Annotated in this window: 17 protein-coding genes; 4 read left to right on the forward strand and 13 right to left on the reverse strand. The window is 53.4% G+C overall.

Annotated elements, in window-relative coordinates; genetic code table 11:
- Window positions 1-2: 2 nt before the first annotated feature.
- The 10 genes from ACYVHB_RS15115 to ACYVHB_RS15160 all read right to left on the reverse strand — a co-directional run bounded on the left by ACYVHB_RS15115 (window position 3) and on the right by ACYVHB_RS15160 (window position 10,346).
- A complete protein-coding gene (locus ACYVHB_RS15115) occupies window positions 3-935 on the reverse strand; it encodes a heme-dependent oxidative N-demethylase family protein (protein WP_461052593.1) in 933 nt (310 codons plus the stop codon).
- A gap of 8 nt (window positions 936-943) precedes the next feature.
- The gene (locus ACYVHB_RS15120) at window positions 944-2,014 is read right to left on the reverse strand and encodes a mandelate racemase/muconate lactonizing enzyme family protein (RefSeq protein ID WP_461052594.1); all 1,071 of its coding nucleotides are present in this window, start codon (window positions 2,012-2,014) and stop codon (window positions 944-946) included.
- On the reverse strand, window positions 2,004-3,068 hold the full coding sequence (locus ACYVHB_RS15125; RefSeq protein ID WP_461052595.1) for a DUF1611 domain-containing protein: 1,065 nt from the start codon (window positions 3,066-3,068) through the stop codon (window positions 2,004-2,006). Before ACYVHB_RS15125 ends, ACYVHB_RS15120 begins: the two co-directional genes overlap by 11 nt.
- A gap of 94 nt (window positions 3,069-3,162) precedes the next feature.
- The gene (locus ACYVHB_RS15130; protein ID WP_461052596.1) at window positions 3,163-4,278 is read right to left on the reverse strand and encodes a carboxylate-amine ligase; all 1,116 of its coding nucleotides are present in this window, start codon (window positions 4,276-4,278) and stop codon (window positions 3,163-3,165) included.
- 85 nt (window positions 4,279-4,363) lie between these two features.
- The gene (locus tag ACYVHB_RS15135; protein WP_461052597.1) at window positions 4,364-5,272 is read right to left on the reverse strand and encodes a flavin reductase family protein; all 909 of its coding nucleotides are present in this window, start codon (window positions 5,270-5,272) and stop codon (window positions 4,364-4,366) included.
- 52 nt (window positions 5,273-5,324) lie between these two features.
- Window positions 5,325-6,536, reverse strand: coding sequence for a fumarylacetoacetase (gene fahA, locus ACYVHB_RS15140; RefSeq protein WP_461052598.1), 1,212 nt, complete (start codon window positions 6,534-6,536; stop codon window positions 5,325-5,327).
- Window positions 6,537-6,620: 84 nt separating this feature from the next.
- Complete coding sequence (locus ACYVHB_RS15145) at window positions 6,621-7,058, reverse strand: MarR family winged helix-turn-helix transcriptional regulator (protein ID WP_461052599.1); 438 nt, start codon at window positions 7,056-7,058, stop codon at window positions 6,621-6,623.
- A gap of 53 nt (window positions 7,059-7,111) precedes the next feature.
- Window positions 7,112-7,837: a phenylalanine 4-monooxygenase gene (phhA, locus tag ACYVHB_RS15150; RefSeq protein ID WP_461052600.1), complete on the reverse strand. Its 726-nt coding sequence runs from the start codon at window positions 7,835-7,837 to the stop codon at window positions 7,112-7,114.
- 118 nt (window positions 7,838-7,955) lie between these two features.
- Window positions 7,956-9,077 carry a 4-hydroxyphenylpyruvate dioxygenase gene (gene hppD / locus ACYVHB_RS15155; protein WP_461052601.1) on the reverse strand — a complete coding sequence of 374 codons (1,122 nt, stop codon included), beginning with the start codon at window positions 9,075-9,077 and terminating at the stop codon, window positions 7,956-7,958.
- Window positions 9,078-9,158: 81 nt separating this feature from the next.
- Complete coding sequence (locus tag ACYVHB_RS15160; protein WP_461052918.1) at window positions 9,159-10,346, reverse strand: homogentisate 1,2-dioxygenase; 1,188 nt, start codon at window positions 10,344-10,346, stop codon at window positions 9,159-9,161.
- Between the two features lie 303 nt (window positions 10,347-10,649).
- Between ACYVHB_RS15160 and ACYVHB_RS15165 the strand changes: the two genes are divergently transcribed.
- A complete protein-coding gene (locus ACYVHB_RS15165; RefSeq protein WP_461052602.1) occupies window positions 10,650-11,567 on the forward strand; it encodes a nucleotidyltransferase family protein in 918 nt (305 codons plus the stop codon).
- Between the two features lie 103 nt (window positions 11,568-11,670).
- On the opposite strand, the gene ACYVHB_RS15170 is transcribed toward ACYVHB_RS15165, so the two are convergent.
- Window positions 11,671-12,651, reverse strand: a complete 981-nt coding sequence (locus ACYVHB_RS15170; protein ID WP_461052603.1) for a DUF937 domain-containing protein — start codon at window positions 12,649-12,651, stop codon at window positions 11,671-11,673.
- A 61-nt stretch (window positions 12,652-12,712) separates the two neighbouring features.
- On the reverse strand, window positions 12,713-13,783 hold the full coding sequence (locus ACYVHB_RS15175; RefSeq protein ID WP_461052604.1) for a Gfo/Idh/MocA family protein: 1,071 nt from the start codon (window positions 13,781-13,783) through the stop codon (window positions 12,713-12,715).
- Between the two features lie 48 nt (window positions 13,784-13,831).
- Here ACYVHB_RS15175 and ACYVHB_RS15180 point away from each other — a divergent pair, with 48 nt between their 5' ends.
- Window positions 13,832-14,755, forward strand: coding sequence for a hypothetical protein (locus ACYVHB_RS15180; RefSeq protein ID WP_461052605.1), 924 nt, complete (start codon window positions 13,832-13,834; stop codon window positions 14,753-14,755).
- A 17-nt stretch (window positions 14,756-14,772) separates the two neighbouring features.
- On the opposite strand, the gene ACYVHB_RS15185 is transcribed toward ACYVHB_RS15180, so the two are convergent.
- On the reverse strand, window positions 14,773-14,988 hold the full coding sequence (locus ACYVHB_RS15185; RefSeq protein ID WP_461052606.1) for a hypothetical protein: 216 nt from the start codon (window positions 14,986-14,988) through the stop codon (window positions 14,773-14,775).
- Window positions 14,989-15,155: 167 nt separating this feature from the next.
- On the opposite strand from ACYVHB_RS15185, the gene ACYVHB_RS15190 reads away from it, so the two are divergent.
- Window positions 15,156-15,587, forward strand: coding sequence for a hypothetical protein (locus ACYVHB_RS15190; protein WP_461052607.1), 432 nt, complete (start codon window positions 15,156-15,158; stop codon window positions 15,585-15,587).
- A 10-nt stretch (window positions 15,588-15,597) separates the two neighbouring features.
- A complete protein-coding gene (locus ACYVHB_RS15195) occupies window positions 15,598-16,032 on the forward strand; it encodes a hypothetical protein (RefSeq protein WP_461052608.1) in 435 nt (144 codons plus the stop codon).

The following is a 16,032-nucleotide window of genomic DNA, read 5'->3' on the forward strand; positions in this document are numbered from 1 at the left end:
TCTTAGTGGCGGGGTGAGCGGGTCAGATACGCCAGTAACGGGGGCAGCAAGTGGGTCATGCCTTTGTAAGCGAGCATGGCGGGGGGCGCGGTGCTGAATACCCGCGCCATCCGTTCAGCGCCGTCGGGTCGGGTGGCTACTTCGTTCGCCAGCAGATTCTGGTAGGTGTGAATGCCGAACAAAATGGCTTCTGACCGGGGTAGTCGCGTCAGGGTTTGCCGTTCTATGCGGATGTACAGGTTATCGCCAATCGTGTCGGGCGTGAGATCGGGCAGGAGTTGATCGAGGGCAGGGGTGTGGCGACTGGTCATGTCCAACTGATTGCTCACCTTCACGCTCCAGTTCACGCGCCACACCGCCCGGCCCACGGGCAGCCGTTCCATAAGCTTCTGCGCGGCCCGGATCATGGGTTCCACAATTGGCACAATGGGGGCGTGAATCTGCCAGAAGGGTAATCCAAGTTTTTCGTTTAAGCACCAGCCATTGCCAAAACAAAGCTGCCCGGCCACTAACGGGACGGTGTCGGCGTACGGATCAGCACCGGCGAGTATTGTCAAATCTTCCTGCACCTGCCGACCTACCCAATCGAGCGGCTGAAGCGGCAGCGTCCCCGAATCACCGAAGGTAAACATTGTTTCTTCGCTCAGCAGGCGGTTGTGCCAGTGCCAGCGATCCCGCGCCTGCCGAAGCGTGAACTGATCGGGATGGAACCGCGCCATGTTTTGCAAAACCACTTCCACTACTTCCCATTGGGCGGTTTCATGGCCTGGTAATGCCTGATAATAGTAGTTCGGCAGTTTGGTCAGCAGTTGCCGTTTCAGCGCAATTTCGTCTAAATAATGCCTATCTACTTCAACGAGCCGGTCGCTTTCGGGTAGGGGATACGTCCCCATTTTATCGTTAAACTGCTGACCGAAAGGGAAGTAAGGAAGCATGGCGGGAATTATGGGTTACGGTGCAAACCTAAGCCTGTTCCGGTGGTGGGTCGCATAAAACCGTTTTCGAGGACGAAACCACCCGAAACGATGTCCTCAGCTAAGTCAAGACTGCCGTCAAGATCGAGGTAGCGCGTGTTGGAGCAGGCGAAGGCGGCATGGAGCGCAGCCGTGATACTGACCCGGCTTTCGTCGTTACAGCCCCAAAATAGGGATATGTGAGCGGTTTGGGCAATGGTGGCAATGGCGAGTGCGGCCCGAATGCCGCCACATTTCATCAGTTTGACGTTAAAAATACCAAACGGCTGTGGGTGATGCGACAAGGCCAGGGCCGCTTCGGGGCCTTTCAGCGATTCGTCAGCGGCCAGCAAGTGCCGGGTTTCCTCCCGTAAGCTCAGCAACTCATGTTCGTGTCCGACGGCTAAAGGCTGTTCGATCAACTCAATGGTACAGGTGTGCGTTGCCGATAGAAATCGCTGCAACTGAGTTAGTGTATAGCCCTGATTGGCATCGACGCGGATTGTCAGTTGTTGGCCGTATCGCTCCCGAAGCTTCATTACCCGTTCAATGTCCTCATCAACCGCCAATCCGGTTTTGATCTTCAGTGCCCGGAATCCCAGTTGGTAATAGTCAGCCGCTTCAGCCAGCGTATCAGCCACGTTCATAATGCCAATGGTAACAGACGTCGGCAGCGACCGGATTTTCTGACCGTAAAACTGCACCACCGAAACACCCAGATACTGCCCAAACGCATCGTGCAAGGCAATATCGAGGGCGGCCAACGTGCCCGGCGCGTTGGGAAACTGTTGACCCGCTTCGTTAGTGATCGACTGAAAAAGCCGGATGTCACGACCGATCAAACCCGTTACCCACTCGCTTTGTAGGTTCTGGAACGCCTGTTCGGGCGACTCACCGACGACGTCCGGGTCGGGGTTAGCCCCCCCCAGACCAACCATGCCGTTGTTGAGTTGAATCTCCAGAAAGATATTTTCAACGGTCGATATGGTTTGGTACGCGATGGTGTACGGCTTAGTCAGGGCGAGATTTTGGCGGTACGACCGCAGCGATTTAATGCGCATGAGCTGTAACAGTTAACCGCTGAATAAGGGGCAAAACGGCTCCCACGCCCTCCTCCAGTGGCAACAGAGCCGGAATGCCAAACTGGTCAGCGTAGTGTTTTTGATACGCCACCGCTTCTTCCCGGCTACAGCCTTCGGTGTTGAGGGCCAGCGCGATAACCGTCGAACCGTAACCCCGAATCAGCGTAATTTCGGATTCGACAGACGGGATTTGGCCCCAGGCCGGGTTATGATCGTAATGGGTTCGTTTGGGGGCATGGACCAGCACGACATACCGCGCATTGCCCGACACCAAAAACTCTGAGCCGCATGGGCCGCTCGGATTTCGCAACGACGCCTGACCTTCGATGAGCAGCACATCGGCCCTGGTATCGCGCCAGCACGACACCAGGGCGTGTTCCAGTTCGCCCGAAACAAAGTCGTTCAGCGTCGAATCAACAATAAATCCGTATCGCCCGCCCTGTAACCAGCCCGTTTGTCCGGTGTAAATCATCTGAGCATTCAGGCCATGCTGCTGACAGGTCTCCTGAATCAGGCGGGCGGTGGTGCGTTTGCCAAGCGCACAGTCAGTGCCCAGAATGGCAATAATCGGGCACGTAATCTGATAAACCTCGCCCGTCCAGAAGTGCAGTTCGTGGCGGGGTTTGGGTCGTCGTACGTCGATAAGTTGCCCACCGTGCCGTCGGGATAGGGCGACTAACTCGGGTTTATCGTTTAAGAATTCATGCAGGCCATTGACAACTGAAAGGCCGTGTTGAAGAGTCTCTTTTATGTCCGTCAGCATGTTGGGTGGTAGTACCCCACCAACCGTTGCTACGGCTACAATGGCACACGCGATTGGCCCGACCTGCATCAGCGCGTCACTGACCGACGCAAAAATCGGGATGCTTCGAGGGTGACCGTCCAGAAGTGTACCCGCATCGTGCCCGGTATTGGATGCGTCCACTACGCCCACGACGGTATAGCGGTCCGTACCGCGAATCAGGCCGTGTGCGGTTTTGGCGTCGGACGTGGTCAACAAGCCGTCGGTGAGTAGAATAGCCCGGTCATTCATGCGGAGAAGGGCGTTTACAGTGACGAGACGCCTATTTTTCGCAGTAATATGGCTATTTAATCCAAATAAACCGCTGGTATCGCTACGTGCCAGCCTACTTTCCCGCCTTAGCTGTTTCGGCGATAATGAGATCGACTACGTCCTGTAGGTTCTCATTTTTAGCGTATATTTTTCGCTGTCGTGCCGCGCCCGTGCCGTGTTTAAGTACAGCCTTCACTAAACTGGAAACTTCTTCCCACTCGCTGTACTCCTCCAACGCTGGGCGGACAAACGTCAGCAGCTTCTCAATCAGTTCACGGGCGGGGACGGATCGACCCGCCGAGGTGTCAATCAACGCATCGTCAAGTCCGAAACGGGCTGCCTGCCAGTGCGCGGCCCGCAACACCTCCGGGCGAACGGGGCTACTTTCAACGAATCGCTCGGCTTCGTCGGCGCAGGTTCGGGCTAAGGCCCGGATCAAACCGGCAATCATCACGGCCTCGTCTACCGTCAGACATACGTCGGTAACCCGAAACTCCAGCGTGTTGTAATGCGAGGAAGGGCGCACATCCCAGTAAATTTTGGAGGAATCGGAGATACTACCCACCGCAACCAACTGAGCGATCACACCTTCGTATTCAGCCCATGAGTTAAAGGTCTGCGGTATACCAGCGGTTGGCCAGCGCCCCCAGATTTCGGTGCGGAAACTGGCGTAACCCGTGTCGACGCCCAGCCAGAAAGGCGAGTTGCAGGCCAGCGCCAGCAGCGACGCCAGCCAGGGCCGCGACCGGTTCATGACCTGAATGGCCAACTCCCGATTTGGAATGCCCACGTGTACGTGACAACCGAAAATTAACTGCTCCCGCGCTAATTGCTGGTAGCTGGTGGCGATTTCGGCGTAGCGCTTTTTGGCCGTTAGTTTTTGCTCATCCCAGTGCGAGAAGGGATGTGTTCCGCTGGCGGCAATCAGGCTGCCTTCTTTGTCGGCCGCTGCGATTACCTGACGACGTAAGTGCGACAACTCCTGCCGAACTTCGGTCAATTGATGACAAACGGCGGTGCCAATCTCGATCTGCGACCGGTATAATTCGGGCGTTACCTGATCGCCCAGCACGGCCTGCGCCTGGGGCAAAATGGCCTGGACGCGGGAGCGTAACTCACGGGTATCGGGGTGAATGATCTGGTATTCTTCTTCAACCCCAAGGGTAAACTCTTTGCTTTCGCTGGCCACAGGATGAGCGTAGTAAGTGATGTGATCAAACAACGGATGCGATACTGACCGGAGTGCAAGCCTGTTACACACCGCCAACCATTAGTTAGCGTACCTGTAATAACGTCAACCAGGCTTCCCGCACGTTGTTTTTGGATAAAAACTGCTTTGCTCTGAGGTGCAGCAGATCGGGCAGGTACTGGCAGCCGTTCTGCGCTTCGTCGAACAGGGTTTTCAATACACCCGAGTCTTGATAGGCACTGATGTCGGCAGGTGAGGGGAGGGTGTCGGCACTGCCTAATTTACCTAAGTCATTACCCGTCAGAATGGCGCTGTTGCGGATGGTAGCTGGAATTTGGTCGACGCCGATGCCGGTTTTGGGTCGTCCTACGGCAAACAGCGCGTCGCCGTGGGCACGGGCGTACCAGTCGCCCCCCAACCGGCCAATGAGGTCAACGCGGTGCGGATCAATCGTTCCTTTTTCATCAAAAATAGCGTTGTCCAGGTGCGCCATCACGACTTCGCAAATGACTAAATGCCCCGCGCCGGGTCGGAATGTCGGACCATCGTCGTCGGGATTAGTGGCGATAATTTGCTTCACAATGCACTCATAGGCGGCTGGTGACTCGGCGACGCGTGGCGGCCGAATCTTGTCCGAGGCCACGGCCGTAAACCCTGCTTTGCTGAACTCATTGACGCCCCGCTCAAACTCGGCACTTGCCAGCGACATCTGCTCCACCATCGCGTAATTGACCACGTTGATGACCACTTCACCCACTTCTTCAACATTGAGCAGTGTGTGTTTTTTGTGGCCGTGCCGGTTAATGCTCGGCGCGAATACCAGCGTTGGTGGGTTGTAGCCGAACACGTTGAAGAAACTGAACGGGCTAAGGTTGACATTGCCCTGCGCGTCGATGGTGCTGGCAAACGCGATGGGACGCGGGCCGATGGTGCCGATCATGAATTTGTAAAACTCGTTCGGCGTCAGATCGGCGGGGTCAATGATTTTAGTCATTACATGAATGTGTTTTGGCGAGAGTGTCTGTCGGAAGGGTGAATTACAACTGTCAACGCGAAGGCATCACTGCCCCCGAAACGTTGCCCAAATCAACGCGCTGACCGTCTGATTCGCCCCAGCCCCGCAAGGTCACCGTGTCGCCGTCCTGCAAAAACGTTCGTTGGGTCGGCCGATCCGCCGATGCGGTTCCGGTCGAGCCGTTGAGCAAGGTAAGCGGCCGGGTGCCGTTCCAGCTCAGTTCCAGCAGTGAGCCGCAGGCGTCAAGTTCTGGGCCGGAAATAGTGCCCGTGGCCAGCACGTCGCTCACGTTTAGGTTACAGCCGTTGACGGTATGATGCGCAATCATTTGCGCGAAACTCCAGTACAAATATCGGGCATTCGAGCGGCTGATGACCTGTTCCGGCCCATCGTTTGGCTGAAGAACAACCTCCAGCGGTAAGTCAAAGTGGCCCGGTTTGGTTGCTTGCAAATAGGGTAGGAGCGACGGTTCCTGCATCGGCCCGGCCACGCGAAACGGCTCCAGATCGGCAAACGGGACGATCCAGGCTGACATGCTGGACCCAAAATTTTTCCCCAAAAACGGCCCCAATGGTTGGTATTCCCACCGCTGAATGTCCCGCGCCGACCAGTCGTTGAACAGCGTGACGCCAAAAATATAATCCTCGGCTTCATCGACCGGTACGGGTTCGCCCAGAGGGTTGCTCTTACCAATTATCAGACCCAGTTCTAACTCGAAATCCAGCGCCCGTGACGGACCGAACACCGGCTGATTATCGGGTCCCAGCCTCTGCCCGTTTGGTCGGCGAATCGGCGTTCCCGACACGACGATGCTCGATGCCCGCCCGTGATACGCTACTGGCATGTGGCGGTAGTTGGGCAACAGCGGGTCGCCATCCGGTCGAAACATGCGCCCCACATTTTTGGCATGGTGAATACCCGCGTAAAAATCAGTGTAATCACTGATGCGGACGGGCAGGTGCAGGGTCACCCCGGATAGGGGCACGAATACAAACGACGGGAAAGCGTATAATTCGCTGTCGGCACTGTCGATGAGGTCAGCCAAGCGTTGGCGCACGGCCCGGTGCGTGGATTTGTCCAACGAAATGAAATCGTTCAGCGTGGACTGCTCAAAAATGTCGCTGGGTAAATCAATCGGATGAAACAGGTCAAAATTATGCGCCACGGCCAGATCGATGACCTGATCGCCCACGCGAAAGCCCGCGCGGGGTGGCGTATCGGCAGTGCTGAAAATTCCGTACATAATAGGTTAATGGATAATGAGTAATACACAATGAATAATGTCAGTGGCGGCATTATTCATTGTGTATTACTCATTATCCATTTTTTACTCACTTACATTGGTATAAATCGAGTCCATAATTCGGACAAAATGCTGATAGTCATCGTCGCTCAGACTGCCCCAGCCTTTGCGTCGCATTGCCGATACCACGGGCAGCACTTCGCCGTATTTTGCTTCACCCGCTTCGGTTAGGTACACCAAAAACTTGCGCCGGTCGGTGTCGGCCATACGCCGTTCGGTCAGGCCTTTCTGGCTCAGCAGGTCGATGATGCGCGTCACGGTCGGCGCATCTTTGGTGGTCATCTCCGAAATGGTATTCTGACTGATGCCGGGGTTGCGGTAGAGATGGTCGATAACCACCCACTGGTCGACGGTCAGGTCGAAACCCGCGTCGGAGAACTGTTTTTGGAGGGCGTTACGAATTTTCTTGATCGTCGTGTCAATTTTGAAGAAGTAGGCACGGGTGTCAGCGGGATGGGTCATTCGCAATGAACGGGATGCAGTTGGCAGCAGGATTACGGACAAAAATAACCAAACTAACTGACTAATAGCCCTTCTAACGTTGCCTCGATTTCCGGGACCGATTCGTATAATTGCTCGTAGGAGTCGATCACAAAATACCGCTCCTGGAAATGGTCGATGATGTAGGGCGTTTGTAGCAGCGTCGCCACGTCGTACGGAATACGCCTGGGCACCTCACTTTCCAGACTGTAAATCGTCTCGCCGGGCGATGACAGGATTCCCCCTCCGTAGATGCGCAAACCTTCAGCTTCCTGAATCAGCCCGAACTCGACCGTGTACCAGTACAGCCGCGAAATCATGTCAATAGCTTCTTCGTGATCCACAAACCGCAACGCGATCCGGCTTAGCGCGGCCAGAAAATCGCAGAACGACTGGTTAGTCAGCACCGGTACGTGTCCAAACGTGTCATGGAACATATCGGGTTCGGGCAGGTAGTCCAACTGATCGCGGGGACGAAGCCAGGTCGTAGCCGGAAACTGTCGGTCGGCCATCAACTCGAAGAACTCGCGGTTGTCAATCAGGCCTGGAACGGCCACGACACGCCAGCCCGTTAGCGGCAGTAGCCGGGGGTTGAGGTCCCGCTCGAAATCGGGGATTTTGGTGTTCGGAAAACCCGTCGCCACGATCCCGTCCATGTACGCCTGACTCGCCCGCCCCGGCAGTTGCGTCATCTGCCGCTCGAACAGCAGTTTCCAAACCGCCTGCTCATCGGGCGTGTATTTTTGATAATCCTGGTTCATAGTTTAATGTAGAATGAATAATGCAAAATGAATAATGTAGCGTCTGGGTAACATCAAATTTACAACAAGCGGCCTTGAAGGCATTTTGCATTATTCAATCTATATTATTCATTCTTTTTTATAGCGTTCCTCTTAACTCCTGTTCGCGTTCGATGGCTTCAAAAAGGGCTTTAAAATTGCCTTTTCCGAACGATTTGGCTCCTTTGCGCTGGATAATCTCGAAAAATAACGTAGGGCGGGGGCAAATGGGCTTTGTGAATATCTGAAGCAAATAACCCTCCTCGTCCCGGTCGACCAGCACGCCCAGTGGGCGCAGCGTCGCAATTTCTTCGTCAATTGGTCCAACGCGGCTTTGCAGCGTGTCGTAGTAAGTATCGGGCACGGTCAGGAATTCAACGCCCCGGTCGCGCAGGGCCAGTACCGTTTCCACGATGTTGTCCGTGGCCACGGCGATGTGCTGAATGCCCGGACCGCCGTAAAAGTCGAGGTATTCCTCAATCTGTGATTTCTTTTTGCCTTCGGCGGGTTCGTTGATCGGGAACTTCACGCGTCCATTACCGTTGCTCATTACCTTGCTCATCAAGGCCGTGTAGTCGGTCGAGATGTCTTTATCGTCGAACGAAACGAGTTGCTGAAACCCCATTACGTCGGCGTAAAACTGCATCCAGACGTTCATCTCGTTCCAGCCGACGTTACCAACCATGTGATCGACGTATTTCAAGCCCGCATTGGCCGGGCGATACGTTGGGTTCCAAGCCTGATAGCCGGGCAGGAATAGTCCGGTGTAGTCGGTACGCTCTACAAAAATGTGCACCGTATCGCCGTAGGTATGAATGCCGGACCGCACCACGTAGCCGGTAGCGTCTTCTTCGCGGGTTGGCTCCAGATACGGTTTGGCTCCCCGGCTCACGGTCTCGTCAAACGCCCGCGTAGCATCATCAACCCAAAGCGCCACCACCCGAACGCCGTCGCCATGCTGGTCAATGTGCCGCCCAATTTCGGTATCGCCGTGCAGGGGCGAGGTGAGCACAAGCCGGATTTTACCCTGTTGCAACACGTAGGATTCGCGGTCGCGCAGACCCGTTGCCAGGCCCGCGTGGGCCAGCGGCTGGAAGCCAAATGCCGTCTGGAAATAATGCGCCGACTGCCGGGCATTGCCCACGTACAGTTCAAGGTAATCTGTGCCGTTGAGGGGCAGGAAGTCGGTAATCGTTGGTTGTTCTAATTCGAGTGTTTCCATAGTTGTGTTTGTTGGTGTTTCCCTCACCCCAGGGCGGTCCGCCGTTGCGGGAGGGGACGGGGCGTTCCGGCGAGGAGGTGTTTATTCAAGCCATGATTTATAATACTTCCCATCGTCAATTGCCACGGCCTGCTCCGTCAGCATCAGGGGGCGGAAGGTGTCGACCATAACGGCGTATTCGACAGTTTCTTTTTTGCCGATGCTCCGCTCCATCGCGCCGGGGGCGGGGCCGTGCGGAATGCCGCCGGGGTGCAGCGTGATGTGGCCCGGTGCAATGTCATTGCGCGACATAAAATCACCGTCGACGTAGTAAATTACCTCGTCGGAGTCCACATTCGAGTGGTTATACGGGGCCGGAATCGCCAGCGGGTGATAGTCATACAGGCGCGGTACGAATGAGCAAACCACAAACGCATCGGTTTGGAAGGTTTGGTGTACCGTGGGTGGCTGATGCACCCGCCCCGTGATCGGCTCAAAGTTTTGGATGTTGAACGCGTACGGGTAATTGTAACCATCCCAGCCCACCACATCGAACGGGTGACTGGCGTATACCAGCGAATGCAGCGATCCCTGTTTCTTGATTTTGATCAGAAAGTCGCCGGTTTCGTCGTGCGTTTCGAGATCTTGCGGACGCCGGATATCGCGTTCGCAGAAAGGCGAGTGTTCGAGCAGTTGCCCGAAGTGATTCCGGTAGCGTTTGGGTGTGTAAATCGGTGTGCCTGACTCGACGTAAAGCAGGCGTGTGCCCGGTCCATCGAATTCGATCTGATAAATTGTCCCGCGCGGAATGACGAGGTAGTCGCCGTAGCCGAATGAGATTGTGCCGAACAGTGTACGGAGCTTGCCCGACCCGCGATGCACAAACAGCAGTTCGTCGGAGTCGGCGTTTTTGTAAAAATAAGTACTGGGTGATGGGCCTGGAGCCGCCAGACCAAAAATCAGATCGTTGTTGACTAACAGTGGTGTGCGGCTGTCGAGGAAATCAGCCCGTTCCGCCGAAACTATGTTGAAACCGATCATCTTCCGCGCCAGCATATTCTTTTCCACCGCCAATTTCGGCGTCATGTCCACGCTGTCGAGCACTTCGCGCACCATCGTCGGGCGGTGAACGTGATACAGCAGTGACGACATGCCGTCGAAGCCAACCGTGCCGAACAGTTGCTCGTAGTACAGCGACCCCGGTTGGCCCGGTCGGCCGTCGCCATTGGCCTTCGCAAATTGCGTGTGCCGTTTTGGGGGAATTTGACCGAGTGTATGATAAAATGGCATAATGGTGGTGCCGACGCGCCCAGCCTGATGAGGTGGGTATGTCGGACTTTTCATTGATGAAGCATACTAATTGTTAAAACAACTATTGTTGTGCGTAAAGTTATAAAGACAACAATATAAATTGTACGTTGGTTAGATTAAATTTTAAGAAAAGGTGATTTATCGGTCGTGTTTTTGCCGTATAGCGTATGGACTACGCTCGTATTTCAGTCTCGTTTTAGAAACCAAACCAACCTTTTCTTATTTTTGACCACGATGCGTCGGCAGTGGCTGATTGCCAATTATTTACCGAAAATTAAACGAATGCAACCTACTCTCCTGATTTTGGCGGCTGGCATGGGTAGCCGCTATGGTGGTATTAAACAACTCGATCAGTTTGGGCCGCACGGCGAAACCATTATCGACTACTCCCTCTTCGACGCCATCCGGGCCGGGTTTGGCAAGGTCGTATTCATCATCCGCGAGGAACTGCGCGATGATTTTGACGAAGTATTTGCCAAGAAACTAACTGGCAAAATTGAGGTGGATTACGCTATTCAGGCGCTCGATTCCTACGTTCCGGCTGAATTAGGCACGGTCAAACGCACGAAGCCTTGGGGAACGGGTCATGCCATGCTATGCGCCAAAGACCATACGCATTCGCCCTTCGCCGTTATCAATGCCGACGATTTCTATGGGCTGGAAGCGTTTCAACTCATCAGCGATTTTCTACGCACGGATACGGATGATAACCTCCACGCAATGGTAGGTTACGAAGTTAAGAATACACTATCAGAAAATGGCTCGGTGTCGCGCGGGGTGTGCGCCGTTGACGCTTACGGTCACCTGACATCGGTGATTGAGCGGACAAAAATTTACGAGCAGGCGGAGAGTGGACCGGCGGGGGAACCGCGAATTGTATTTGAAGAGGGCGAGGGGGTGACGCCCATTGCGCCCGACACGCCGGTTTCGATGAACTTCTGGGGCTTCAAGCCCAGTGTGTTCCCGCTGCTGCAGCATCAGTTCGAGAGCTACGCCATTGCCAACATCGACTCGCCCAAAGCCGAATTCTACATCCCGACGGTGATGACGAACCTGATCCAGACCGACACGGGTCGCTGCAAAGTGTTCCGCAGTAAATCGGCCTGGTTCGGCGTCACCTACCCCGACGATAAACCAACCGTTCAGGCGGCCCTCAGCCAACTGCACGAAACGGGTGAGTATCCGGCGGAGTTGTGGTAAAAGAAGTCGTGAGTCTGATAGTCGTAAGTCGTAAGTGGCTGCCGCGAAAGCAAAACTCGCGGCAGCCACTTACGACTTACGACTATCAGACTCACGACTTCTTTTACCGTTTTTGTGCCGAGTCCAGCGTAGCTTTTGCCGCCGAGCTAATCGAGTCGATGGCTGGTCCTATTTTGGTGTCCGTGTTGGCATCTGACGCGACGTTGGCAGTATCGGCCATGGGGTTATCTTTATCCGTATTCGCTCCCGACCGGTCGCTGCTACACCCCATCAGAAAATAGAGTAGCGCGGCTACGCCCAGGGCCAGCAGCAGCCACGGCAGCCAGCGACTGCCGCCACCCGAGGTGTGGTCATTGCTGAACGCCGGAATCCCTGCTACGGGCTGGTCAACGTCGCCTACTGCCACGGGCGATGTGGTTGAGGGCGCAACCGGTGGCGTCACGCGTAGGGTGGTGCTGTCTGGTTCCACACGGGCTGAGGGGCTGTTCAGATTTTCCGTCGTAGCCATTTCCGGCGTACCACCCAGCCGTGATGCTAATCCCGACGGCAGAGCTGTCTGCACACTACCGGCCTGACTGCTCAGTAACCCAGCCAGCCCGGACAGACCGCTGCCATCGGCCTCTATTCGTTTGCCCAAAACGCCCAGCAACACGGGCGTTACTAAACTCATCAGCGACGAAGCCGACGTTTGTTTAATGCCACTATGAGCCGATAACGCGCTGGCTATGCCTTCTGCTTTGTCACCGAACAGGCTCGTTACCAACCCCGACCCCATCGACATAAAGCTGCTCATCTGGGTGCCGTCATTTCCGTCGAATAGGCTACCCAACTGACTGAACACGCCCCCTTCCGGCGTAATGACCTCCCCGCCCGCCCGGTTAGGCGTTATTACCTGGGCAACCATGTCCATAATACCACCAATGCCGCCCGGCTCAGCCGATTTCTGAATGAGTCCGCCCAGCACCGTCGGCAGTGCCCCATTGATGGCTGTTTGTGTGTTCTGCGGGGTTTCGCCAAGCGTCGTGCTGACTTGTTCAACGACATCATTGCTGATGTAGCTATTCGCCAATTCCAACAGATTCATAGACATAGAATTCGTTCGTTTAGGGATGGAATAAATGCAAAAGCGGACTGTTGGACTGTTACTAAAGCCGCACCGGTAAACCCGTCCGGGTCGATTCGTAAATGGCCTGGAACAGCGCCACCACCCGGCGGCCATCGTCGCCGGTGACCATCGGGGGGCGACCCTCCCGGATGGCGTCGCGGAAGTCGGCGATCTGCAAGCCAAAGAAATAGACCGTTGCGTCGATCTGTTTGAAAAACGCCGTGTCTTCAGCGACGAATGCCGACAGCTTATCTTCCTGGCCGGGCACCATCCAGATGTCGTTGACGGGTGGATCAGTAATGCCCGACATACCGGCAACGAACATAGAGCCGCCATCCGTCTGCACACCGACCGACGCGCCGTTCTCGCCGTGAACGTGTACTTTGCCGTAAAGCCCCGGCTTCTGACTGTTGCTAACCACTAAATTACCCAGCCCGCCATTTTTAAATTTCACAATGGCCACGGCGGTGTCGTCTACTTCAATGTACGGGTGATTTAGGTTACGCCAGATACCGAAGACTTCTTCGGCCTCGCCCATGTACCAGAGCAGCAGATCGAGTTGATGCGGGGCCTGATTGACCAGCACACCCCCGCCCTCGCCCGCCCATGAGCCGCGCCACGGATCGCTCTGGTAATACGCTTCGCCCCGCCAGCCGAGCATCTGAACCATGCCCAGCACGGGCTTTCCAATCTGCCCTGTGTCGATGGCCTGCCGAATTCGCATAGAAGGCGCGTAGAACCGGCGCTGACTGATAGTACCTAAATAGCGACCGTTCCGGCGGGCGGCTTCGAGCATGGCATCACAGTCTTCCAGCGACGACGCCAACGGTTTCTCCACCAGCACGTGCGCCCCCGCATCCAGGGCGGCTACGGTCGGATCGCGGTGGGCGGGATGGGGCGTCGTGACGATGCAGAGGTCTACGTCTTCGCGGTCGACCATATCGTTAATGTCGCTGTATGCCCGAATGCCGTACTCGTTGGCAAAGTCTTCGGCTTTCTGATACGTCCGGCCATAGACGGCGACTAATGTGGTATCAGGCGTTTGTAAAACGGCTTTGGCGTGCAGATGCGCCACTTTACCGGGGCCAATGATGGCGATGCGTGTTGACATTATACGTTCTCTATTTTATCTTGGCGCTACAAAATAACAATTATAAAAATGCTATTTAATAACTTACTTGAAGAAAAAGAAAACTTATTGGCTCCTGCCTTTGATCAACTATTTGAAATGGCTAAAAGTAATCAAGCTCACAATGGCGACTTACTTCTAGTTTGCACAAACGGATTATACAAACCAGAAGTGAAAAATTGGACGGGCTTGGATATAGAATTAAGTCCTTACTCGATTGGCCCTGATTCAGAAGGACACTCTGAATCTTTGCATAAAAATTTTATCAACACGTACATTCAAGCGGCTACGAGTCAAATTTCTTATGAGACCTACCTAAAAGATGTCGAGTGGTCAGAGGAGAGACAAGAAGAAATTGAAAAATTAACTAGTCACGAAGAATTCTCGGTTCAAGTTGAAATGCTTTCATATCTCAAAATTTGGGAGGCAGACAGTTTTATAAAAAAGTTTTATCAATTAGTAAGGTTAATTAACAGTGAACCATACGACTGGCATTTTAAATTATCTGAAAGTGGGCGTGACAAACTTGCAACTGGAACTCGGCAAGAAATTATTAGAAAAGATGTAAGAAATCGGTTTCAGTACAAAATACCTGTATTATATGACGCGTTTCAAATGGCTTACAAAACACAAATAAGAAACTCAATAGCACATTCGAACTATTCATTCTTACAAAGGAATATTCATTTGAATAACTATATAGAAGCAGACGAATATGCTCAATTGAAGAATCTACCCTTTGATGAATGGGTAGATATTTTCCACACAACAATTATGATTTACATTCTTTACTCGCAGCTAAACAATAGAATTAATTCATATTATGTGAATCTGGTTAATCAAAATAACGGACAAGTTGAGGTAATAATTAACCGAAAAGACCCTCATGTTCAACAAGAAATCAAGAGATTAGAACACGTTCATGAACACTATTGGAATTGGCACAGAGAATAAATTTGTCAATGAGAGAATCAGTGATTGATGAACCTGTGCTTATTTTGCTGCCACCAGTTGGCGTTAATTTCCTCGCCTAACGCCAGTATTGAGTCATCTAAATCTATCTTGTTCGCTAATTGCTCCAACTGTAAACGCTCCAGCAGTTCGAGCATAAACTCTTGACTGACAGCTTTCTTGTTGATGCTGATAATGTAGTGATCCGGTTGATTCTGAATATCTATAGCGTTCATAACCTGTTTTTTGCACAAGTTACGATAAAATCATTTTTTGATTGTACAAGACCAGATTAGGTTGCCGAGGTCAACGATAGCAATGCCGAGGGGCTGTGCCTATTTTTTGCGTGTATTCCAACGAAATGGCAGATGGATTGGTCATCTACTCAAAAACGGACGAAATCATGAAATGGTTAACCTTGTACCTGGTGCTCGCAATAACGATTTCGAGCTGCCGTGATGATGGCTTAGCGCCGAGGCAAAAACGCCAACTTCACAAAACGTGGTTACAAACACAGTCCTTGCGGGACGGCCGGGATGTTATACTCAATAGGGCGTATGCCTTGCGAGTTGAGTTTCTGCGGAACGGTCAGTTGCTTTACGGCACGGCGAAGGAATCAGGTGGGTGTTGCAAGCCCAGCCTCTTTGACATTGAAGGCGAATCAATCACGTTCACAATTGACGCATCCGACCCTACTCTGTTCTGCGCCCAATCGCTTTGTAGCTCTTCCTCCGAACTTACAACTGGTGTACGGTGGCAGGTAACAGCCCTAACCGATGATAAGCTCATTCTCACCAATGAGCAAACAACGCTGATTTTTGAACCGGCACCCTGACGTGAAAAGTATGAGAAAATTATTCCCACTTGCCAGTTTACTGGTCTTGTTGTTCGGAGCCTGCCAGAAAGATGGGGACGTTGGACCAGCCGGTCCATTGTACCAAACGTGGCGATTAGTCCAGACGCAGGTTGGCAAGCGTGCTCCACAAGTAATCGATTCGGCCGAACGAATCATCATCGAGTTTCAGCCAGGTGGTAGAATTCTTTATGACCATAATGGTCGGGACGGTGCCTGTTGTGTACCCCGGCGATTTGAGAAGAAGGACCAGATTCTATTTGTGAACAGCTCAGCCGATCAGCCAGAATATTGCAACTACGTTGATTTGCTCTGTGCGTCTCAGTACGCCTTCACTTCTCCTGAATGGATTGTGGTTCACATAGACACCAACCAGTTAGTGCTTCAAATTGGTGATAGACTGTTAACGCATCAACCGTATCCCTGA

This window comes from Spirosoma arcticum (assembly GCF_054779955.1).